Consider the following 22926-nt stretch of genomic DNA (forward strand, 5'->3'; position numbering starts at 1 on the left):
TCAATGGCTAGACTCAAATATTGTAGCTCTTGGGGGAATTAAGCCTAAAACATTATTGGATAGTTCCTTCGGAATCTCAATTCTAAATCAGGAATTAATAAGAATCGAACACGGCGTATTAGCATGATTGTTTATCGCCTTAGCAAGAAGAAACACAAGAATGAACTTTCCGGTAAAGGTGCTGAAATGAGTGGCGGCAGATGGAATTCCGTAGGAAATGCCGTTATTTATACCGCCGAAAGCAGAGCGCTTTGTACTACTGAAATTGCTGTCCATACGCCACTTGGAATTGTTCCGAAAGATTATTTTTTAATTTCTATTGAAATCCCTGAAAACATAAAAATTAAACAATGTGAACTTAATAGTCTGCCAAAAAATTGGAGAACTTTCCCACATATTCAAAGCACAAAAAAAGTCGGAGATGAATTTCTGAAGCAAAATGACTTTTTAGTTCTTAAAGTGCCATCAGCGATCATTCAAGATGAATTTAATTACCTCATTAATCCGGGTCATAAAGATTTTATGAAAATTAAGATCAAAAGTGTAGAACCTTTCACATTTGAAAAGCGATTGTTTGGCAGATAGAAACACAAGGTGGTGCTAAAGTTTCACAAGATCGCTGCCGTTAAGTTGCAGGCTTGATTCGTCCACTCTTTGCTTAGCAGCAAAGCTTCCGGACATGCCGTTGGTTTCAATTTGGTTAGGTTAATTCTCCTGCAAAAGAGCCAAGATAATTTTCATGAATGCATCTCTTAATCCAAACCATCAATCGATGACCTAACCGCAGACTTATTCCTCTTAAACTCTGTTGGTGTCATACCTGTTTCCTTCTTGAATTGCGTCGAAAGATGCGCCACACTGCTATATTCCATTTCATATGCAATTTCAGATAAGTTATGCTCGTCATAAAAAAGCAATTCCTTTACCCGCTCAATTTTTTGGCGCATCGCAAATTTCTCAATCGTAATGCCTTCTACGGATGAAAACAATCGGCTAAGACTGGAATAGTCTTGGTGTAAATTATCGGCTAAAAATGTCGAAAGATTTACCTTTAGCTTTTCTTTTTTGTGATGAATTTGGTTGATTATTAACCCTTTAATTTGGGAAATTGTTTTTGACCGGTCTGATTCAAGCAATTCAAATCCAAGAATATTGAGTTTGTCGGCTAGCATTTTTCGTTTTGCATCAGGCAAGTCGGTTTTTAATTCAACTTCGCCGAGTTTTATGGAGTTGTAAGGAATATCAATTTCTTGCAACACAGATTCAACCGCCGCTATACACCGCGGACAAACCATGTTTTTAATGTGAATGCTTTTATCGGATTCCAAGGATTTACTTTTGTTTTCGAATTTAAGCAAAGATAAGACAAAGGATAATGGAGCATTCTCTTGTTCTTACCATATTCCCAATCCGGCTAATACCTATTAAACCAAAGCCTTAGCCTTACAAACAAAAAGGTTTTTAAGGATGAGTTTTCTCCAAAATGCATTCTTGTTTTCCTAAATTTGATTGAAATCAACAGCCAATCATCCACCAAAATACAACCTATGACCTATTCAAAAAAACTTCAAACCGCAAGCTTTAGGCTATTCACATCACCCATGATGTTCCTTATTTTAATAAGCCTTCCGGGCTTCGTTCAGGCACAGTGGAACTATCTGAACTCTCCTGTAACTTATGATTCTTATATGGAAGTGGTAAACCGTGATACTGTTGTATACTCATACGGCAACACGGGTAAGATTTATCGCACTGTAAATGGCGGCGAAACCTGGTCAGATTTCCAAATGGGATTGGAATATTCCTGGATTTTCGATTTCGATTTTCCCACAAATCAAGTTGGTTATGGATGTGGAGGAACATATTTCGGGAATTTTACCGACGTGATAATTAAGACAGAAAATGCTGGCGAAACTTGGGATACGCTCTCTACAAATAGTTTTGGGGTTTATACCTTTGACTATATTGACTTTTTAAATGTTGATACCGGTTTTGTGGCCTCCACATATATACTTTTAAGAACCGAAGATGGGGGTGCGAATTTTACAACATTGGTAATAAATGGTCAAAGCGTAATTCAAATTAGAGATATTTATTTAACATCTTCAGGAGTGCTTTTTGCATCTTGTACTGAGCAGATTTCTCCAAATAATCACCATATTTCAATTTACCGTTCAAGCGACTTTGGTGAAACCTGGCAAGAAGTCTATGCAGACGATATGGAAGATGCCGATAATTTCAACAACCGCTTTGTAGCGACTATGCACTTTCCAAGTCCGCAAACAGGCTATGCTACAGGTGGTAATGGCTTGCTCTTAAAAACTACGGATGCCGGACTTACCTGGTCGCAAAGTTTTATTAGTCCGTTTACTAATTTATCTACACTTTATTTCACTTCCGTGGATATAGGATACACCAACAATGCCGGTGGAATACACAAAACTACAGATGGCGGCAACACCTGGGTAGCCCAGAATATGAATGTACCTGCAATTGTGAAGGATATCCAATTTGCAACTGAAAATACTGGGTACGCTTTAACAGACCAAAAGATTTATAAAACAAGCAATGGGGGAGACGTATTGACTGTTGAAAATCCGAAACCCTCTGATGGTATATCTGTTTTCCCTAATCCGGCCCGCGATTTGGTTTCTGTTAAAAACGAAAATGGAGATTTAATAAGTGTAAAAATAATTGATGTAGCAGGCAGAATCGTGAAAACAATCAATCAAAATTTTGAGAATATAAATATTTCAGAAATCGCTTTAGGCAATTATTTCCTTCGAATAGAATCTAATGAAGGCGTAGTTTCGAGAAAACTGGTCGTTAAATAAAACCATTTCTCAAAACCGCAACTTTTCCGGTTGGAACTAAATCTATTTCAAAAACGGATTGTGTTTTTTCTCGTAGCCAATTGTCGTTTGATCCATATGTCCCGGATAGACCACGGTATTTTCGGGCAGCTCAAAAAGCTGTGTTCTGATAGAATTCAATAAAGTATCCATATCTCCACCCGGCAAATCGGTGCGGCCTATGCTCTGGCGAAAGAGCACATCACCCACAATCAGCTGACCCGCCTCGGCGTGATAAAGCGCAATGTGGCCGGGGCTGTGACCTGGCACAAAAAGTATTTTGAAAACTTCCTTGCCCAATTTAATTTCTTCGTCTTTCAGTATTGTTGGTTTTGGAGAGGGCGTATAATCCAGCCCATACATTTCTGCCACGCGGCTCACAGCTTCGAGCATTGGCTCTTCAGCAGAATGAATAACAGGAGTGAGACTGTATTTTTCTGAAACATATTTATTTCCAAAAACATGATCGATATGGCAATGTGTATTGACCAATAGCACAGGCTTTAAATTCTTTTTGGTGATAAAATCACTCAACTTGTCTTCTTCCACTTTGTCGTAGCATCCCGGATCAATAATCATGCACTCGCCGCTATCGGTATAAACGATATACGTGTTTTCCTGAAAAGGATTAAATGTAAAAGATTGAATATGAATCATAAAATCTGTTTTTTACGGATAGGGTAAATGCTTCCGCAAATGTTATATTGATGTATATATTTAATTTGGGCGCAAGATAAAATAAACACCGCCCATTTTGGTTATATTTACATCTTCTTCTGATGCAAAAATTTACGCACTACATCTGTCTTTTCATTTTGCTGCTCGTCGGAAGCACTACTTTGCACGCTCAGTTTTATCAGGGTTCGCAAAATGAATTTGGCAAAAACAGGGTGCAATACCGCGAATTTTTGTGGCAACAATACCGCTTTAAAGAATACGATACTTATTTTTATGAAGGCGGGCAGCAATTGGCGGCTTTTGCCAGTAAGGTGGCCAAAAAGAATATTCTGGAGCTCGAAGATGTGTTTGATTATACAATCAGCGATAAAATTCAGTTTGTCGTTTACAATACACACGCCGATTTTAAGCAGAGCAACATCGGTATTACCGGCGATGAGCAGTACAATATAGGTGGTGCTACCCGGATAGTTGGCTCAAAGGTATTCGTCTATTTTGAAGGCGATTATGTAAAATTTGAACAGCAAATTAAAGACGGTATAGCGCGGGTTTTAGTAGGAACTATTCTCTATGGCGGCAATTGGCGCGATGTAATAAAAAGTTCCACATTGCTCAATCTTCCTGATTGGTATATCGAAGGGCTTATAATATACGCTTCCGGAAATCTTGATCGCGATGCCGAGAGCCTAATTCGCGACGGTGTAATGGGCGGCAGGTATGAAAAATTTAATCGTCTTCAGGGGCGCGAATCACATATAGCCGGCTACGCATTGTGGAAGTATGTGGCAGATACCTATGGTGAAAATATTATCCCAAACATTCTCTACATGTCTCGGGTGAGCCGAAATGTAGAAAGCGGGTTTTTATTTGTTCTAGGAAAATCGCTCGATACCATTACAAAAGAATTTATAGCCTATTACAAAGGGGAGTACACTGTAGCAGAGCTCTCAAAGCAGCAAATAAAACTTACAGAATTACCCATTAAAACCAAGAAAAAGCGGGTTTATACCCAATTTGAAATTAGTCCGGATGGGCGATATGCCGCCTACGTAAGCAATGTCTTAGGCCAATACCGTATTTATCTTTACGATATTACAAAAGGCAAACGCAAGAAAATTCTCAAAGCAGAGCATAAGCTTGAAAGAATTGTAGATTACAGCTTTCCCGTTATCGCCTGGCATCCCTCTGGTGGCGCGTTTGCGTACATCACCGAAAAGCGAGGCAAACTTGTTCTCAATTCTTATAATATTGACGATAAGAAAACTACCAAAAGAGAGATTTTTCAGCTTGATAAAGTCCTCTCAATGGAGTACAGTCCGAATGGACAGCAAATTGTTTTTTCGGGAGTGGACAATGGCCAAACCGATATTTACCTCTACTACAATATTGGAAATAGACAGGAGCGATTAACCAATGATTTTTATGGAGATTTTGATCCCAGTTTTTCTCTTGATGGAAATAGAATCATTTTCACTTCAAATCGTCCCGACGATACCCTGCGAACTGGAATGGTTCCAAACGTAATACGAGAGAATCGCGATGTATTTGCATTCGATCTCAAATCGCGGTCGCCTTATTTGGAAAGAATTACTGATACGCCCAATATTATTGAACAGGAACCGTATCAGTACGATAGTATCCGCTACACTTTCAGAGGCGATTTTGAAGGGGTAATGAACCGATATGTAGCTACTTACGATAGTACGATAAGCCGTATTGACACCACAATTCACTATAGGTTTTTTACTTCGGCAGCGCCATTGAGCAATTATCAGCACAATCTGCTCAATTATTCCGTCCATCCCAAAAATGGCCGCTATGCTTCTATGGCTTATAAAAATGGGAAGTATCATTTTTATACCGGATTGTTTAAAAATGATGTCCTTGATGGAGTAGCACGAATAGAAGATACAGATGAGAATGTTGAAATCGGGCAACGAGAAACCGGTAAAGATATTGATGATGGAATTGAAACTGTAATTCCGATAAAGATTTACGAAGACGACCCGGATTCAGCGGACGTGGACAATCCGGAAGTAATAGATATTTACAATTACCAATTTGAAGGTGAGCAAAACTTTGATTTTGAGCGCGAAACGATTACAATAACCGAGGTAGAACCTGACAACCCGAAATACCTGCCCAAAAAAGAAGGGGTGTCGCGACTCGATTCACTCATACTACCCGGCGCACGTAATTACAATATTAATTTCACGACCGATTACGTCCTTACTCAGCTCGACAATACGTTTATGACCGATTTTTATCAAAACCTTTCGGGAGCAGAGAATCTCAATCCCGGATTAAGCGGATTGATGAAGTTTGGCACGAGCGACCTCTTTGAAGATTATAAAATTGTAGGTGGATTTAGAATAGCCGGAAGTTTTGATAACAATACATTCATGCTCTCGGGCGAAGATCTCAGTAAGCGTCTTGATAAGCGTGTCCAGGCCTTCCGCCAGTCACAACGCTATTTCGGATCTTTTACCGTAAATCAGGTTGTAACTTATTCGGGTGCTTTTCGAGCTAGCTGGCCAATAAATGAAGTATTCAGTCTTCGCGGTTCTGCTATTTTTAGAAATGACCGCATTATTCCACAGGCTACAGACCAGGTTTCAGCTGGGCGAGAAATCACATCTCAAAATTATGCCGGGTTTAAAGCCGAAGTAGTATTTGACAATGCCCTGAATCTAGGCCTTAATCTACGTCAGGGAATCCGCGCAAAGGCATGGGGCGAATATTATAAAGACCCACTTGATTTTGAAAGAGACTTCATGACTTTCGGGGTCGATTTACGCCACTATACAAAGATTCACCGCAACTTGATTTGGGCCAACAGGCTCGGAGCAAGTTCATCTATTGGAAAAGAACGGCTTGTGTTTTTTCTCGGTGGGGTAGATAATTGGCTGATTCCAAAACAGGATAATAGCCTTCCTTTAGATCCAGACCAGAATTACAGATTCCAGACTCAGGGTAGCCCAATGCGTGGATTCTTTACCAACTCCAGAAATGGAAATACTTTTGCCGTACTCAATTCAGAGCTTCGCTGGCCGGTGTTTAGTTACTTTTTTAGCAAGCCGCTCAAAAGCGATTTCCTTGAGAATTTCCAGGTTATTGGTTTCGGAGATGTTGGCTCGGCATGGACAGGTCTGACTCCATACTCTGATGAAAACAGCTTTAATACCACTACCATTGAATCAGGTAACCTGACTATTGAAGTTCAAAATAACAGAGACCCTATCGTTTATGGTTACGGTTTTGGGCTTAGAAGCAGGGTGCTGGGGTATTTCGTAAGAGTAGATTGGGCATGGGGTGTAGACGATGGCGTTATTCTCGATTCTGTGTTTTATCTATCTTTAGCCTTAGATTTTTAAAATGGAGATTGATTTTTCCATACCATTTAGTTTTATTTCAATAGAGCTTTTCACCGGTTCTAATAAATTCTTTTAATCGTTTTGATTCGTCCCATTGATATTCTCTCAAAAGCCGCTTCGGCACGCGAAGCGCTGGTTAAAGACCGGCGACACTTGCATGCAAATCCCGAATTGTCGTTTCACGAAGTAGAAACTGCTAAATACATTGCCGGAAGGCTGCGCGAAATGGGTATCCCTTTTCAGGAAAATGTAGGCGGATACGGCATTGTGGCGCACGTGGGAAACGATGGCGGAAAGCTCGTTGCCTTGCGGGGAGACATGGATGCTCTGCCTATTACAGAAGAGAATGAAATAGATTATGCTTCTAAAAATCAAGGTGTAATGCACGCTTGTGGGCACGATGTACACACAACATGTTTGCTGGGCGCCGCTGAAATATTAAAATCGATGGAGGCTGATTTGAATGGAAAGGTCCGCCTGCTTTTTCAGCCTGCCGAAGAGCGATTGCCCGGTGGTGCTTCTCTGATGATTGCCGATGGCGCTTTAAAAAATCCAAATGTGGAATTGATTTTTGGCCAGCACGTTTTTCCAGATATGGAAGTCGGTCAGGTGGGCTTCCGCCAGGGAATGTACATGGCTTCTGCCGATGAGATTTATATTACCGTAAAGGGAAAAGGTGGCCATGCTGCGCTTCCTCACACCTGCATTGATCCTGTTTTGGTAACAGCTCAATTGCTCACCGCTTTACAGCAAATGGTGAGCCGCCGCGCCCAACCTGATATGCCTACGGTACTCTCTTTTGGAAAAGTTATTGCCAATGGCGCCACCAACGTTATTCCCGATAAGGTAATGATAGAAGGTACCATGCGCACGCTGAATGAAGATTGGCGACAGAAACTGCACGGACTCATCACCGAATTGGTTCACGGCCTGTGCAAATCTATGGGTGCCGAGGTAGATCTGGAAATCAGAAAGGGGTATCCCTGCCTGGTAAACGATCCCGACCTAACGGCGTGGTCGAAGCAAAAAGCTATTGACCTTCTGGGTGAGGAAAATGTGCACGACTTGCCATTGCGCATGACAGCCGAAGATTTTGCTTACTTCGCACAAGAAGTGCCGGCTTGTTTTTATCGGCTTGGTACAAGCAATACTGCAAAAAAGATAGGAGCACCGCTTCATACTAGCCGGTTTAATATTGACGAAGACGCTCTTGAAATTGGAGCTTCGCTTATGGCAACGCTGGCGGCTAAGGCTTTAGAGGAGTATTAATTGTATTTATTTCGCATAGATCTAGTCCGTTTTACGATCGTTTGGTAAACCAAATATTTTATTGATGGCTTCTGTTCGCGACTGTACATGAAGTTTTTCGTATAAATTGTGAACATGAGTTCGCACAGTTTCCTCGCTTATAAAAAGCTGTGCAGCAATTTCTTTGTATCGAAAACCCCGGCTAAGAAGTTGTAATATTTCTTTTTCGCGGCTGGTGAGTGTTGACAGAGTGGCAGAAGCTACGTCTGCCTTATTTTGTGCTGATCGAAAGTTGATAACCAGCTTGCGCGCTATGGCAGGTGAAATGGGTGAGCCACCCCGAAAAACATCTTTTACAGATTCTGCAATTTCATCGGTCGCTTTGTTTTTCAGAATATACCCTACTGCCCCCGCTTTAAGGCTATCGAATAAGCGATCGTCATCTTCAAAAACTGTACACATGTTAAATATTAATTCCGGATATTTCAGTTTCATTTCCCGCACACACTCAATACCCGATGTGCCGGGGAGATGAATATCCATTACCACTACCGCACAAGGCGCGCTCTCATACGCAATCATAAACTCTTCGGCTGAACTATATACTCCCACCAGTTCTAATTCAGGATCAGACCTAAGGCTTGAAGCCAAAAGCTGCTGGAAATCGGGATCGTCTTCAACCAGGCTGACTTTAATCATTATAAATAGTTGTATTAGCTAAAAGTAAAGCTAATTAGCATTTCTTTATCTCCCACTTTCGTGGTATTTTTGGTGCAGTTGGCCACTTATCGTTATGTGAGTTCCATGTGTATGTGTTGAAATAATGGTGTACTGCATACCCGATGTTTCTGCACGCTTTCGCATATTCTGCATTCCGTTTCCGCAACATTCTTTTTTCGTGTTAAATCCTACGCCGTTATCAATCCATTCTACTGATAGCAGCCCACCTGGCGAACAATCAAAGCGAATAATTATTTGTGATGCAGCAGCGTGTTTTACAACATTATTGAGTCCTTCTTTATAAATCATTAGCAAGTTCCGGCGCATATCTGGGTCTATCATATACTCTGGCAGCTGTTCAGGACATTCAAAACGAACCCTGATATCTTCCGATTCGAAAAAATCGTAGGCAAAAGTGCGGAACCAGGCTGCCATTTGCGGCAAGCGATCGTAATCAGAATTAACTGTCCAAACCACTTCCGACAAGCCAGATAATGCTTTTTCAGATAATTTCTGTAGCTTTAAAAGATGAGTAGGAACTTTGTGTCCCACCAGCTTTTCTTGTTGCAGCAACATGCGCATCTTTGATAAGTCTGAGCCTACGTCGTCGTGAATATCACGCGAGATACGCTTGCGCAGATTGTTCATTTCGTTTTGCTGCTCCAGAATAGCCAGCTTTTTCTGGTACCGGCTAGCTGCTCTTTGGTAAATCCACGTTCCGAATAATAATGCAAAACCCAAGATGATGGCGGTAATAAACCACCAGGTACGATAAAAAGGTGGGGCAATGTTAAAGCTTATAAAATATTGCTTACTACCTCGTGAGTCATTTTGATTTGAGGTGTACGTATAAAGTTCAAAATCGCCAGGTGGCAGGGCTGTATAACGAATTCTATTTTGGGTATCTAAGGCTATCCACCCCGTATCCTGGCCGGTAAGTTTACAAGCTAACCTGATTTTTTCGGGATGTGTCCACTCCAAAACATCCCACTCAAAAACAAAGTTTTGTTGCGTACTCATCAACGGGACATTGAGTTCGTTCAGGTCGATTTCTTTATCGTTTATCCACGTTTTCTTAAGTATAACATTGGCCTTCGGCAGATCGTTAGAAATGCTTTCAGGAGTGAAGATATGAAGCCCATTTACTCCGCCAAATACCATCCGGCTGCCAGATAGGTGAGTAAAGCAGCCGCTATTAAATTCATTGGTTCGAAGTCCATCAGATTGTGTGTAGGTTGAAATATTATCTGTAAGTATATCTAGAGAAAACAACCCTCGGTTTGTGCTCCCCCAAAGTCGGTCTCCATCGCTAAGCACACCATAAACAGTATTATTCGGTAAGCCCTGATTAATCGTATATTGCTTGAGAATATTGAAGCTTTTTGAATCAATATTCAATAGCCCATTACTGGTGCTCACCCATACTCCCTTCTCTTCCGAGATGTACAAACTCCTAATTTCGTATTCGGCAATTTGGTTTCCGCCTTCGGCTATTTCAATCATACTGTTGTCAAACACGGTAATGCCACTTGTAGTGGCCGTCCAAAGCTCGTTTTGAGTCGGAAAAGCATGTATGAAATTTCCGGGTTTAATCAATCGGGCACCACTATCAGAATCGGGACAAAATGCGTATAATCCCTGCGATGTGGATACTATAAGGTTGTTTGCAATTCTCGAAAGTTGGCGAGCGTTGTGATTGAGTATTCTTTTGGTATTTGAGGGGTGAAAAAGCTCTGAGCCTGTCAGCATCCATACACCTGTTTCGCTGCTCAAAAAGAGGGTATCTTCTTTCCATAAAAGAAGAGCGGTAATATCATTTCCCAATGCATCGGGATATTTTATTGGTGTGATTTTCTCTTTATTTAAATCGATATTAAACAAACCACTAAGATATGTGCCAAGCAATATTTCATTTGAATTCAACGCGGCGACACTTCTAATGAATGAATTTGAAAGTCCCGGTAAATACGGATCTTCTTTTGTTATCCATTGAAATTTGCATTCGGGAAAAATACTTACCGCACCCGTTCCTTCTACACCGAGCCATACCAAGCCGTCATCGGTTTGCGAAATAGTAGAAATGGTTCTGAGATCAATGGCGTCTCTTCCATTTATGCTTATTTCGCGCACAAATGGTTCGAGAAGTGCCCCTGATCGATTGAGCCGGCAGAGTCCTTTGCCCAAGAGGCTTACCCATATTTGATCTTTATTTACAAATCCAAATGTCGATATTCTACCATCGAAGGAAAAGATTTTTCGCCATTTCCCATTTTCAGTATTGAGACTGTACAGCGAAGAATCTGAGGCTATGTAAATTTCATTTAGAAGTGAGGGGCCAATTTGGGAAAAATTTTTAAATTCTTCGAAGTCGGGTAGGGGAATGAAACTAGCATCTCCGTTTTCGAGATTTAGTTTCAATAAACGACCATCCAGAGTGGCTGTCCACAGAAAATTTTGAACAATAAGGAAAAAATGACTGTCGGCATGGAAAAGCTCTTTAAATAGATATTGACGGGAAATTTTTCCTGTAGCAGGATCAAGCAAGAATAAACCTAGATTCTGTTTCATTGCCACAATCTGTCCGTTGTAGAATCCTGCTGGGACAATATTACCTTTGGGCAATTCGCTCCCCTTGTATTTCCGCGTAACCTTCCTTTCATCAAAGGAATAAACATTGAGGCCTCTGTCAGTGCCAATCCAAATATTTCCATTTGGATCTTCAATCATGCCGCGAATAGCATTGTCATAAAGTCCAGTTTCGTTATTAAAATCTCGCTTAAAAACCTGAACGGATCTTGGTGTTAACTGATTGAGACCATCTCCGGTTCCAACCCATATGTATTCGTTTTTGTCTTTGAGGATGTGGTAAACTGATGATTGAGATAGCCCATCGTTAGTTGAGTATACCCTAATTGGGTACCTCTGTAGCCCTTGAGAAAAGGAAAAAGTGACCAGAGAGCTAAACAGGACAATGATTGCCCAGGTAATCGTCTTTCTTGAAGCCACCGGATTGCTGCAGTTTTTTTTGCGCTATACAAATAAAGTGAATTTTTTAATGTTTGTCAACAATATATATTACTTCATCGTATTCCACCGGCTTGGCTTATTGATTTTGCTATTGAAGGTGATTCATTGTACTTGAGGGCATGGTATGAGAGCCATGGGTAGAGATGGAGTGGCGATCAAGAAAGTAGCGGCGTAAATCACTACATCGCTTGAAGGATCTCAAATAAAAATTCCCGGAGCGACTCTTCGAATTGCTCCGGGAATATGGGTTCCAACAATATCAATAATAAATCCGAATATCAATAATCTGTTGTTGTGCGTCGAACATTTCCTTTTAAATAACGGTAAATAAGAAGCTTTCTAATAGTCATAAGAGAACTTCTTATTTATCCGAAATCTGTCTAATAATGTTAAAGTTTAGCCTGTCCTACCCAGAGGTTTTTGTATTTCAAATCTCGACCAATATAGGTTATACACCGCTTTTCCTTATTGTAGATGCCTGTAAATTTTTGATTCAGAAAATACTTACCGCCGCCTAGTTGATGTAGTGAGGTCATCTCGGCATCTTTCAAATTGATGGCTACTATGCGTGGAAAATATTGAGGATAAAAGGTAGGTACTCCGTTATATGCATCTGCAAAAGAGTCGTATCCCTTTATGCCTTTTGCATCAAGCACTTCCCAATATATGGTTCCATTTTCGCCCGGATAGAAGTTTTGCGGAACCTTGAATATTTCACTTTTCTTATCTTCCGATGAACGGCCGAGTCCATATTGTGCTCTTAGGTTGCCTTGCTTATCAAGATGAAAACAAATGAGATCATAATATACCTTTCCAATGGCCTCCATACCGACCAGCTGTCCGGCTACAAAATATTCTTCATCGGGTGTAACATGAAATTTGGTAACATTAAACTTTTTTCCTTTGTAAACAGATGCTCCCTTATCTCCTTTTACGGTTTTGAATTTCTCTTTGAAAGCCTTGGTCGGCGTGGTGGAAGCCATTGCCAATTCATTGCCTGTAAACTTCAGCAAGTGTAGGTTTTCCATTGTGGCCTCTGAAGACTTTTGCCATTTGAGGTCGACTTTATTCGCCCCGGCTCCGGTATTACCTGGATTAAAGATTGGCGCATATTCACTGAAAACATCTTCATAAGCCTTATTACTTTTGCTGGAACTACCGATGAAATAGACGTTTCCGGCATTTTCGGCCATATCGGTAACAATCATAGCAGAAGCGGGGCTTTTAAAAGATGACCGATATACTTCGTTGCCTGTCAGGTCGTACTGTAAATAAATATATTCGGCTATGTCTCCGGTACCTTCCCGGGGGGCGAAAATCATTATTACATTATCATTTTCATCATTTAATTGACCGGAATAAACCAACGAGTAATCTCCACCCAATCTTAATGGCAATGACTTTAGTTCTAACTTATCGTTAAACAGTAATATATAAAACGCTTGACTCTCAGCTTTGTCTTTTGTATCAGCTTTGGCCAATACTAAAAGGTCAGTATTTTTTGGATCTCTTGAATTGTAGGAGGCATAACCCATATATACTTTTCCGTCATCATTTTTGGGTTTAATGTCTTCTTTTGAGATGGTTTTTTTTACTTCATAGTATTGGTGGGCACGATCCCAAGTCATAAGTTGTACAATTTTGAAAATCTTGAGTTTCATACTCAATACATCAAAAGAGGTAGTACCGCCTACATAGGCGATGTACGAAGTTCTTTCATAATCCTCATAAGTACTTTTTGGCTCCTGAGCCTGCTGACTTCCGGTAAATTTCAAATCTTTATCAAAGCTGTAATCTTCGTAAGAAATGTCATCACTTTTCTTCTTCACCTTCATTTTATAGGTAACGCGAAGTGTGCCGGTCGGATCGATATCGATAGTATTGAGGAAACCTTTAGTCGCATCTGCGGAAAGAGGCTGAACGACTTCTTTTAATTCCTGACCCCGTAGTGTGCTGAATGCACTAATTAGGAACAGAATAGTCACGGAAATGATAAATTTTGTTTTCATGGTAGAATAGATTTATTAGTGTAGTTAAATTATAATCAAAAATGGAAAGTCCAGCTGGTTTTCGGCTATGCTTCATTCATTTTATCTAAAAATTTACAGTATTTCTTGTCTGTATTTGTAATTAGTACTTCATAAACTTTTGCGAAGCATAGCTTTTTTCAGACCAGGCTTTCAAAATATAAACACCTGATTTCAATATGGAAATATCTATCAGTGCCTGGGTTGTTGTAAGCTGAAGCTGTCCTAATGAATTATAGATTTCGATTTTAGAAAGCTGTTCTTTATTTATAATATGTAATTCATCCGCGGCCGGATTTGGATATATCTCAATTAATTGGTTGCTGTGAGATACAGGGATACTCATAGAAGTTGATGTGAGTTCCCACAGAACAAAACCATTACTGCTTCCCTGAAAAAGGGGCACGAGGGGATCCGATTTCCACCAGTTGATAGATGTATTGCCATTGTCATCTGTATTCATACGAATTACTTCAGTAGTAGTAGATGCGTTGGCAGTGAATGTGCCATATCCATCGTACATATTTATAATAGTTTTTATCTCTTGGTTTTCTTTTTGGTAGGTATCAGTATTAGATGAATTAAAAGAAAAAGGGAATGATAAAGAAGTTCTGTAATTTAAAAATGACACCGAGTTGGCAGTCCCTACATTATTAGCGACTTCTTCAAAAACGGATTCAGTAAGGTTAAAAAGACTGTAACTAACTGATGCATCAGATTGTGAAGTAAACTTCATGGCAAAATTGGCTTCGGGATAGGCTGCCGCATAGGGTGTTTCAGACATCTCGAGAAAATTTACCGATCCAATCAAAGTGGCTGTGGCGCCACTAATATCCCAAGTTATATCAGCTCCTGCTGTTGCCAGATTTGCTATATTTACATTGCTCATTGCGTATAAATTAAATGCTGAGCCTGTTTCTAAGTTATTGCTATTCACGACTGGCTGCGCAGCAAGGGAAGTTGCTATAATTAACGTTAAAAGAAAAAAGTAGATTTTTTTCATGGCATGAAAGGTTTAGGTTAAATGAATTTGTTTGAATAATTTGGATTGATTCTGAGTTATTGTTTAATGGATTTAAATCCAAAAATAGAATACTATTCAATGCCATAAAATCACCAATTAGTTGTAATTTTCTGAAAGCTGCCGTTGCAAATGACTAGGTTCAGCCATGCTTTAGTTTCTTAATCAGTGGCAATTATGGCGCAAGAAGTCAGCGGATATTCCGAATGAAGGAGTTCAAAACTATTTTTTACCACTATCTAATATGCCGTATAGATTTGGGTAAAGCACTCCGAAAAATGAGTGCTATTTATTTTCATTTCAAAGCGGCATTGCTTTGTTAGCTATTACCAAATGAATATTCTGTTTCGAATGAATGGTTAATGCCAAATCGCATTATCAAACAAAAAACCCGAAAACAAAAGTCTTCGGGTTTAAAATATTTAAGAATGTCGATAGGCTCAATTCGCCACTTCGCTCATAAACTTAACGCGCATCAGCCGCAGCTGGTCTTCTGTATAGTCACCATCAAACTCATCGTAAGCCTCTTGCAATTCTTCGCTCTCTGCTTCCATAAAGTAGGCGTAAATATCTTCCTGATCTTCCTCATCGAGAATATGATTGATGTAGTAGTCAATATTTACTCTGGTACCAGAACCTACAATGGCTTCAATTTCGCCGATTATTTCTTCAAGTTCCTTTCCTTTAGCCCGTGCGATATCATCAAGTGGAACTTTGCGGTCGATATTTTGAATAATATGAACTTTGAGGCCTGATTTATTTACAACAGATTTCACAACAAAATCTTGAGGGCGTTCTATTTCGTTTTCATCAACGTATTTTGAGATTAGTTCAAGAAAGGGTTTACCAAATTTGCTCGCCTTACCTGCGCCTACACCTACTATATGTGTAAGCTCTTCTTTGGTAATAGGATAATTTGTAGCCATTTCCTGAATAGACGGATCCTGAAAAATAACATAAGGCGGAAGACCTTTTTTCGCGCTTATATCTTTGCGAAGACTTATAAGCATTTTATAAAGCGCCTCATCTGATGATGCTCTTCCACCGTCTCGTCCACCTTCAAAAGCATCGTCCACATCGCTGTAGTCATTTTCTTTAATCAGCATAAATGAAACAGGGTTCTTTAGGAACTCATGCCCTTTTTCAGTAATGTGAAGGGTGCCGTAAGTTTCAATTTCTTTGTGCAGCAATCCACGTAAATTGGCTTGGCGAATAGCAGCATGCCAATACTTTTCATCTTCATCTTTTCCGGCACCAAATATTTCTAGCTCATCGTCACGATATGTTTTTACTTCGGCAGTTTCACTACCCGTTAGTACGTTTAAAATGTGGCGAGCCTTGTGCTTCTCCTTGGTTTCCTTAATGGTTTCCAATATGAGATGTATGGCATCCTTTCCTTCAAACTCTTCTTTGGGATATCTGCAATTGTCGCACATTCCGCCACAATCATCACTGTCAAACTCTTCACCAAAATAATGGAGAATGAATTTTCTGCGGCACATGCTGCTCTCTGCGTAAGAAACTATTTCCTGCAAAAGCTGCCTTCCGATTTCCATTTCAGAAATATGCTTTCCGTGAAGGAATTTCTCGAGTTTTTCAATGTCTTTATAGCTGTAGAAGGCCAGGCAATCGCCTTCTCCGCCATCGCGGCCACCGCGACCGGTTTCCTGATAATAACTCTCTATACTTTTTGGTATATCGTGATGAATTACAAATCGTACATCGGGCTTGTCTATTCCCATCCCAAAAGCAATGGTTGCAACAATTACATCTACATCTTCATTTAGAAATGCATCCTGATGATTGCTGCGCTGATTGGCGTCCATACCGGCGTGGTAGGGAAGCGCTTTAATGCCATTTACTTTAAGCGCTTCGGCAATTTCCTCAACTTTCTTTCTGCTAAGGCAGTACACAATTCCCGATTTTCCGGGTTTTGTTTTCACGAATTTAATGATTTCACGCGCCACATCTTTCTTTGGGCGTACTTCGTAATACAAATTGGGTCGGTTAAAAGATGCCTTAAACACCTTTTCATCGGTCATTCCCAAATTCTTACGAATGTCCTGCTGCACCTTTTCGGTAGCAGTTGCTGTAAGGGCGATTATCGGTGCGTATTTAATTTCTTCAATAATAGCGCGCAGTCTTCTGTACTCCGGTCTGAAATCGTGACCCCATTCAGAAATACAATGCGCCTCATCAACTGCAAAAAACGAAACATCGGCTTCTCTCAAAAAGTCAATATAGTCTTGCTTCGTAAGGCTTTCGGGTGCCATATAGAGCAGCTTGGTAATTCCGCTGTTTACATCGTCTTTTACCCGTTGAATTTCCGATTTATTGAGCGATGAATTTAAGAAATGCGCAACACCTTCGTGCTCGCTTACGCCGCGTATGGCATCTACCTGGTTCTTCATTAGTGCTATAAGTGGCGATACCACTATAGCTGTGCCAGATCTCATTAGAGCAGGCAGCTGATAGCAAAGAGACTTTCCGCCTCCGGTAGGCATAATTACGAAAGTGTGATGCCCCGCAAGAATACTCTCTATAATTAGCTCTTGCTCGCCTTTAAATTGGGTAAAACCGAAATACTTAACTAGTGCTTCTTTCGGTGAAATTGTATCAGTAATCATTGATTAAAAAATATGGTACTTAAGAAATATATATCAACAACTTAACTCTTGGTTAGCTTCTTTTTACACGATTAAGTTACTACAATAAAATGAAAATGCAACTCAATTAATTCTCTTTTCTTAGGGGGGAATTTTAAAAGACGATAAAAATACGAAATTTTCTTAATAAGGTTTACATCTTAACGCAACTCAAAGTACTGAATTGTTTTACTTTTGCAGCCATTAACAAATTAGGTCATATTTAAGAATGAGCAGTACCGATCAAATGTCTTTTTTGCAGCACCTCGAAGAGTTGCGATGGCGTGTAATTCGCTCTGCTATTGCTATTTTAGTTTTTGCATCAGCGGCATTTGTTTTCAAGGGAATCATATTCGATCAGATTATTCTGGCGCCAAAAAAAGCAGATTTTATTACCTATCGCGCAATGTGTGCTGTTTCGCAAAAAGTGGGTATGGCTGATGGTCTTTGCGTAACCGCCGATTTTGAACTGCAAAACATCAGTATGAGCGGACAATTTACCAGCCATATTGTGGTGTCCATTATTGCAGGAATTATCCTAGCGTTTCCTTATGTATTCTTCCAATTATGGTCATTTGTAAGACCCGGACTAAAAGATAAAGAGCAAAATACGGCGCGTGGTGTGGTGTTTTTTACTTCGCTTCTCTTCTTAAGTGGCGTTGCATTTGGATATTTTCTTATTGCACCTCTTTCAATACAGTTTTTAGGAGGGTATAAGGTAAGCGATCAGGTAGATAATATTATTACGCTAAACTCGTTTATTACAACCATTACATCAACCACGCTCGCCAGCGGAATAGTGTTTCAGTTGCCCATGGTTATTTACTTTCTGGCCAAGATTGGTTTGGTTACCCCACAGTCGCTTAAAGCATACAGAAAGCACGCCTTGGTAGGGGTTTTAATTCTGGCTGCAATTATTACTCCGCCCGACATTACCAGTCAGATTTTGGTAACTTTGCCCCTTGTTGTTTTGTATGAAATAAGCATACACATTGCCAGAATCGTTGTGAAAAAAGCTAAACGCAATGAGTTGAAATCTTATAATTCTTAATTTTCGTTCAATTTTCACAACCTCAAAGTGGTAGCTCAAATAAAATATTGCCTTTATGCCCAGATGCGGATGTTGCTACTGCTACTTTGCGTTTTGCCTGCTATGCTTGCCTACGGTCAAAAAACCAATGTGTCCGGAAAAATTTACGATGCAAAAACCAGAGAATCACTTCCCTTTGTAAACATAGCCTTTAAGGGAAGTAAAATAGGAACCACTTCTAATATTGAGGGTGAATACAGCATTGAAACCTATTATGCAGAAGACTCTCTCATGGCCAGCTTTGTGGGGTATAAACCACTGGCAAAAGCGGTTAAAAGAGACCAGAGTCAGGTAATTGATTTTTTTCTCGAGCCCGGATCATTTAGTCTGGAGGAAGTGGTGATTAGCGCCAAAGATTTTGAGAATCCCGCTCATATCATTCTTAAAAAAATCATTAAGAATAAACCGATAAATAATCGCGAAAAACTCGATTCATACCAGTATGAAGTTTACAATAAGATTGAGTTTGATCTGAATAATCTTTCAAAGAAATTTACGGAAAGAAAGGTGTTCAAAGACTTTGACTTTGTTTTTGATCGAATAGATTCCACTCTGGGAAAAGTAGCCCTTCCTTTTTTTATGACCGAAACGCTTTCGCATTATTATTATCAGCGGCAGCCAAAAGGGCGAAAAGAAATAATTCATGCCACGAAAATATCGGGTATTGAGAATGAGAGTATAACCCAGTTTCTCGGTCAAATGTATTTGGATGTCAATATCTATGATAATTCGCTGGGCATTTTTGGTAAGAATTTTATCAGTCCTATTTCAAATTATGGACTGGCTTTCTATCAGTATTATCTGGTAGATAGCATGTATATTGATAATAAATGGTGTTACAGGCTTGATTTTACCCCTAAAAATGAGAGTGAACTCGCCTTTAATGGTCACTTTTGGGTAAATGATACCACCTATGCCATTAAAGAAATAGATGCGCGGATTCTAAAAAGTGCCAACATCAATTTTATCACAGATCTACGCGTGCGCCATCAATACCAGGAAGTAGAGAAAGAAGTGTGGTTGCTCACTAAAGAAAATATACTGGCCGATTTTACAATTGTTGAAGGCGAAATGGGCTTCTACGGGAAAAAGCTTACCACCTACCGCGACTTTGTGATAAATGAGCCCAAAGACAATGCATTTTACGGAGGAGCTGAACACGTAATTTCTGAATCGCAGATTAATGAGAAGTCGGATGAATACTGGCGTGAGGCACGTCACGAAACCATTACCACTGACCAGCAGGCGATCTACGATATGGTGGATAGCTTAAAGACCAATCCGCGATTTATGACCTATATTGATGTCGTAAACTTTCTTATTCTTGGCTATAAAGTAGAAGGGCCGCTAGAAATAGGACCCGTATTTACTTTTTTAAGTTACAATGAGGTAGAAGGCTTTCGGCCAAAATTTGGTTTGCGTACCAGCAATGATTTTAGCACAAACTTGCTGCTGGAGGGATATGTAGCTTATGGAACGCGCGATAAGCGGTTTAAATACATGCTGGGAGGGCAGTATTTCCTTAGCAAGAAGCCCAGGCAAGTCGTGGGAGCCTATTATTCTGAAGATCTGGAGTTGATAGGGCAGGTGCCAAATTTATTTCCGCGCGACCACTGGATACAGTTCTTAACGTCAAGAAATCCACAAAACCGGCTGATTCTCAATAAGCAGGCACGCATTTTTACCGAAAGGGAGTGGTTTACTGGCTTCTCTACAAAGTTGGAGTTTAAGCGCAGAGATCTCGCAGCACGTGGCGACTGGAAATTTCAGAAAAATGAAGATATAAATGGCGAAGTGCAACCGGTAGATATTTCCTCAATTGTGACTTCAGAAGTGTCTGTAGGAGTGCGGTTTGCTTATCGCGAAAATTTCGTTGAAGGCGAGTTCGAGCGGGTGAGCCTTGGAAGTAACTGGCCTATTTTGTCTGTGAATGTCGATTTTGGTATTCCGGGTGTATTTGAAAGTGAATACAAGTATCAGAAACTTACCGCATCGGTTTACGATAAAATTCCACTTGGCCCTTTCGGTACTTTGCGCTATACACTTGAAGGTGGTAGAACCTGGCAGGCATTGCCATACCCATTGCAGTTTGTGCATGCCGGTAGCGAAAGTATTTTTCAGAATTCGAATGCTTTTAATACCATGAATTATTTTGAGTTTGTCAGTGATCAATACGTGGCTCTGCGCGCCGAACATCATTTCGATGGTCTCTTTTTCAATAAAATACCGCTTTTTCAAAAATTGAAGTGGCGCGAGCTTATTGGGGTAAACGCCATTTACGGAAGTTTTAGCGATAAAAACCTCGATCAAATGCTGCTGCCGCAATATACGTATGCATTTGATACGCGCCCATTCGCGGAAGCGTACGTGGGAATAGAAAATATTTTTAAATTCGTACGAATCGATGCCATTTGGCGATTGACATATTTAGATCACCCGCGAACACAGAACTTTGGCGTGCTTATTGGATTTGACATACAGTTCTAAAAAGGAATTATGATTTTAAAAACCGGTAGTCTAATTAAGAAGTACAAAAAGAGAACCGTTGTAAAAGGCGTTTCGGTGGAGGTAGCACACTTTTATATGATTGTGGGGCTGGTGCGACCCAATTCGGGAAGAATTTTTCTGGATAACGAAGATATTACGGATCGCGCAATGTACGAGCGTGCAAAGCTAGGCATCGGCTATCTGCCGCAAGAGGCGAGCGTATTTAGAAAGCTTAGTGTAGAAGATAATATCAAGGCCGTACTGGAAATGACAAAGCTCACTAAACAGGAGCAGCATATAAAGCTCGAATCGTTAATTGACGACCTTGGCCTAGACCATGTTCGCACAAATCGCGGCGATTTTCTATCTGGTGGTGAGCGCCGCCGAACTGAAATAGCACGCGCATTGGCTACAGACCCAAAATTTATTTTGCTCGATGAGCCCTTTGCCGGGGTAGATCCCATTGCTGTAGAAGATATCCAATCTATTGTTGCAGCTCTGAAAAACAAGAACATCGGGATTCTTATTACCGATCACAATGTACAGGAAACCCTTTCTATTACAGATCGTGCCTACTTGCTCTTTGAAGGAAATATACTTAAGTCAGGAACGGCCGAAGAGCTGGCCGCCGATGAGCAGGTGCGAAAAGTGTATCTCGGTAAAAACTTTGAATTGAGACGGAAGGTTTTTGATTGAAATTAGGCAACCAATTCCTTCAGACTAAAACTGTACTTCTCCATAATTTGATTGGCAAGCAATTTCTTGCACGCTTCATCAACTTTGGCTTCTGCTTCGCTTTTGTCCTTGGCTTTAACTTTTAGCGTAATGTGCTTTCCTATACGCACATTCGTAATTTCACTCAAACCCAGGTTTTTCATGCTTCCCGATACTGCTTTTCCTTGTGGATCGAGCAGGGCATCTAATGGCATAATGTCAATTTCGGCAGTAAATTCCATTCTATTTCTTTATAAAGTAATCGATTATTGAAAGAATAAAGTACAAAAGTAATATAATTGGCAATGCTTGCACTCCAAAAGCGATTAGTAATGCAAGGCTTCCAAGAATAAGGATAAAACGCAGCTCGTTTCCGGTCCATTTCAGCGACTTAAATTTCAGCGAGAAAAACCGGATTTCAGAAATCATTAGTATGGAAATAACTAAAGCAGCAATGTTTATAGAAATCTGCGATTCAGCGAAAGCCAAATACACGCTACCAAGACCAGAGCTTGTGTTGCTGTAGGCAAGAATAAGCGGAATGGAAAGCCAGAACAAGGCATTGCTCGGCGAGGCAAGACCTATAAAATCAGTAGTTTGCCTTTCGTCGATATTAAACTTGGCCAGCCGGTAAGCAGCGAAAGGCGCAATAATTATGGGAGTAAAGGCCCAAATTGAAAATGCAACGTCATTTGCAAAAGCACCGGCCAGATGCATGGCTATAAAAGCCGGTGCAAGACCAAAACTAATGAGATCGGCGAGTGAGTCAAGCTGTTTCCCCATTTCGCCCGACACGCCTAAGAGTCTGGCTGCCAAGCCATCAAAGAAGTCTAAAAAAGCACCCGCCAAAATTAGAATGGCTGCAAGGGGAAGGTTACCTTGCGTGACGAAATAAACCGATATAGCGCCGCAAAGCAAATTGCTAAGCGTGATGATATTAGGAATCTGATATTTTACTTTCATTTGCGCGAAATTAATGAATCCAAAAGCAATTTTTTTACGTTCAATTAGTTTTAGATCAGAATCGATCGCTAACTTCGAAT

At 40.3% G+C, this 22926-nt stretch carries 17 protein-coding genes; 8 read left to right on the forward strand and 9 right to left on the reverse strand.

Features of this window, described 5'->3' with window-relative positions; genetic code table 11:
- Positions 1–127: antitoxin Xre/MbcA/ParS toxin-binding domain-containing protein (locus G3O08_RS21915; protein WP_163286311.1), on the forward strand; the 127-nt coding region annotated here is incomplete at its 5' end.
- Entirely contained in the window at positions 124–585 is a 462-nt protein-coding gene (locus G3O08_RS15565) for an RES family NAD+ phosphorylase (RefSeq protein WP_163286312.1), read from the forward strand. The genes G3O08_RS21915 and G3O08_RS15565, both read left to right, overlap by 4 nt.
- Before the next feature lie 167 nt (positions 586–752).
- Here the strand turns inward: G3O08_RS15565 and G3O08_RS15570 are convergent, their stop codons facing one another.
- Positions 753–1328: a helix-turn-helix domain-containing protein gene (locus G3O08_RS15570; protein ID WP_262888978.1), complete on the reverse strand. Its 576-nt coding sequence runs from the start codon at positions 1326–1328 to the stop codon at positions 753–755.
- 219 nt (positions 1329–1547) lie between these two features.
- Here G3O08_RS15570 and G3O08_RS15575 point away from each other — a divergent pair, with 219 nt between their 5' ends.
- On the forward strand, positions 1548–2834 hold the full coding sequence (locus G3O08_RS15575) for a T9SS type A sorting domain-containing protein (RefSeq protein WP_163286313.1): 1287 nt from the start codon (positions 1548–1550) through the stop codon (positions 2832–2834).
- 42 nt (positions 2835–2876) lie between these two features.
- Here the strand turns inward: G3O08_RS15575 and G3O08_RS15580 are convergent, their stop codons facing one another.
- Entirely contained in the window at positions 2877–3509 is a 633-nt protein-coding gene (locus G3O08_RS15580; RefSeq protein ID WP_163286314.1) for an MBL fold metallo-hydrolase, read from the reverse strand.
- A gap of 122 nt (positions 3510–3631) precedes the next feature.
- Between G3O08_RS15580 and G3O08_RS15585 the strand changes: the two genes are divergently transcribed.
- Together G3O08_RS15585 and G3O08_RS15590 are read left to right on the forward strand one after the other, a co-directional pair.
- Positions 3632–6904: a BamA/TamA family outer membrane protein gene (locus G3O08_RS15585; RefSeq protein WP_163286315.1), complete on the forward strand. Its 3273-nt coding sequence runs from the start codon at positions 3632–3634 to the stop codon at positions 6902–6904.
- 81 nt (positions 6905–6985) lie between these two features.
- Positions 6986–8173 (forward strand): M20 metallopeptidase family protein, encoded by a 1188-nt coding sequence (locus tag G3O08_RS15590; protein WP_239541276.1) that lies wholly within the window; start codon positions 6986–6988, stop codon positions 8171–8173.
- Between the two features lie 21 nt (positions 8174–8194).
- Here G3O08_RS15590 and G3O08_RS15595 read toward each other — a convergent pair whose 3' ends face one another.
- From G3O08_RS15595 to recQ, 5 genes are all read right to left on the reverse strand, one after another.
- Positions 8195–8851, reverse strand: coding sequence for a response regulator transcription factor (locus G3O08_RS15595; protein WP_204336901.1), 657 nt, complete (start codon positions 8849–8851; stop codon positions 8195–8197).
- 45 nt (positions 8852–8896) lie between these two features.
- Entirely contained in the window at positions 8897–11878 is a 2982-nt protein-coding gene (locus G3O08_RS15600; RefSeq protein WP_163286316.1) for a sensor histidine kinase, read from the reverse strand.
- A 410-nt stretch (positions 11879–12288) separates the two neighbouring features.
- A complete protein-coding gene (locus tag G3O08_RS15605; RefSeq protein WP_163286317.1) occupies positions 12289–13908 on the reverse strand; it encodes a hypothetical protein in 1620 nt (539 codons plus the stop codon).
- Positions 13909–14029: 121 nt separating this feature from the next.
- Complete coding sequence (locus G3O08_RS15610; protein WP_163286318.1) at positions 14030–14929, reverse strand: T9SS type A sorting domain-containing protein; 900 nt, start codon at positions 14927–14929, stop codon at positions 14030–14032.
- A 458-nt stretch (positions 14930–15387) separates the two neighbouring features.
- Positions 15388–17574, reverse strand: coding sequence for a DNA helicase RecQ (gene recQ / locus G3O08_RS15615; RefSeq protein WP_163286319.1), 2187 nt, complete (start codon positions 17572–17574; stop codon positions 15388–15390).
- 247 nt (positions 17575–17821) lie between these two features.
- Between recQ and tatC the strand changes: the two genes are divergently transcribed.
- The 3 genes from tatC (at position 17822) to lptB (ending at position 21865) form a co-directional block, all read left to right on the forward strand.
- Positions 17822–18643, forward strand: coding sequence for a twin-arginine translocase subunit TatC (tatC, locus tag G3O08_RS15620; protein WP_163286320.1), 822 nt, complete (start codon positions 17822–17824; stop codon positions 18641–18643).
- Positions 18644–18712: 69 nt separating this feature from the next.
- On the forward strand, positions 18713–21169 hold the full coding sequence (locus G3O08_RS15625; RefSeq protein WP_163286321.1) for a DUF5686 and carboxypeptidase-like regulatory domain-containing protein: 2457 nt from the start codon (positions 18713–18715) through the stop codon (positions 21167–21169).
- 9 nt (positions 21170–21178) lie between these two features.
- Complete coding sequence (lptB, locus tag G3O08_RS15630) at positions 21179–21865, forward strand: LPS export ABC transporter ATP-binding protein (protein WP_163286322.1); 687 nt, start codon at positions 21179–21181, stop codon at positions 21863–21865.
- Between the two features lie 2 nt (positions 21866–21867).
- Here the strand turns inward: lptB and purS are convergent, their stop codons facing one another.
- Together purS and pssA are read right to left on the reverse strand one after the other, a co-directional pair.
- Positions 21868–22125: a phosphoribosylformylglycinamidine synthase subunit PurS gene (gene purS, locus G3O08_RS15635; RefSeq protein WP_163286323.1), complete on the reverse strand. Its 258-nt coding sequence runs from the start codon at positions 22123–22125 to the stop codon at positions 21868–21870.
- A gap of 1 nt (position 22126) precedes the next feature.
- Complete coding sequence (pssA, locus tag G3O08_RS15640) at positions 22127–22846, reverse strand: CDP-diacylglycerol--serine O-phosphatidyltransferase (protein ID WP_163286324.1); 720 nt, start codon at positions 22844–22846, stop codon at positions 22127–22129.
- Positions 22847–22926: the final 80 nt, after the last annotated feature.

The sequence above is a fragment of the Cryomorpha ignava genome (assembly GCF_010686655.1).
GTDB lineage: Bacteria > Bacteroidota > Bacteroidia > Flavobacteriales_D > Cryomorphaceae > Cryomorpha > Cryomorpha ignava.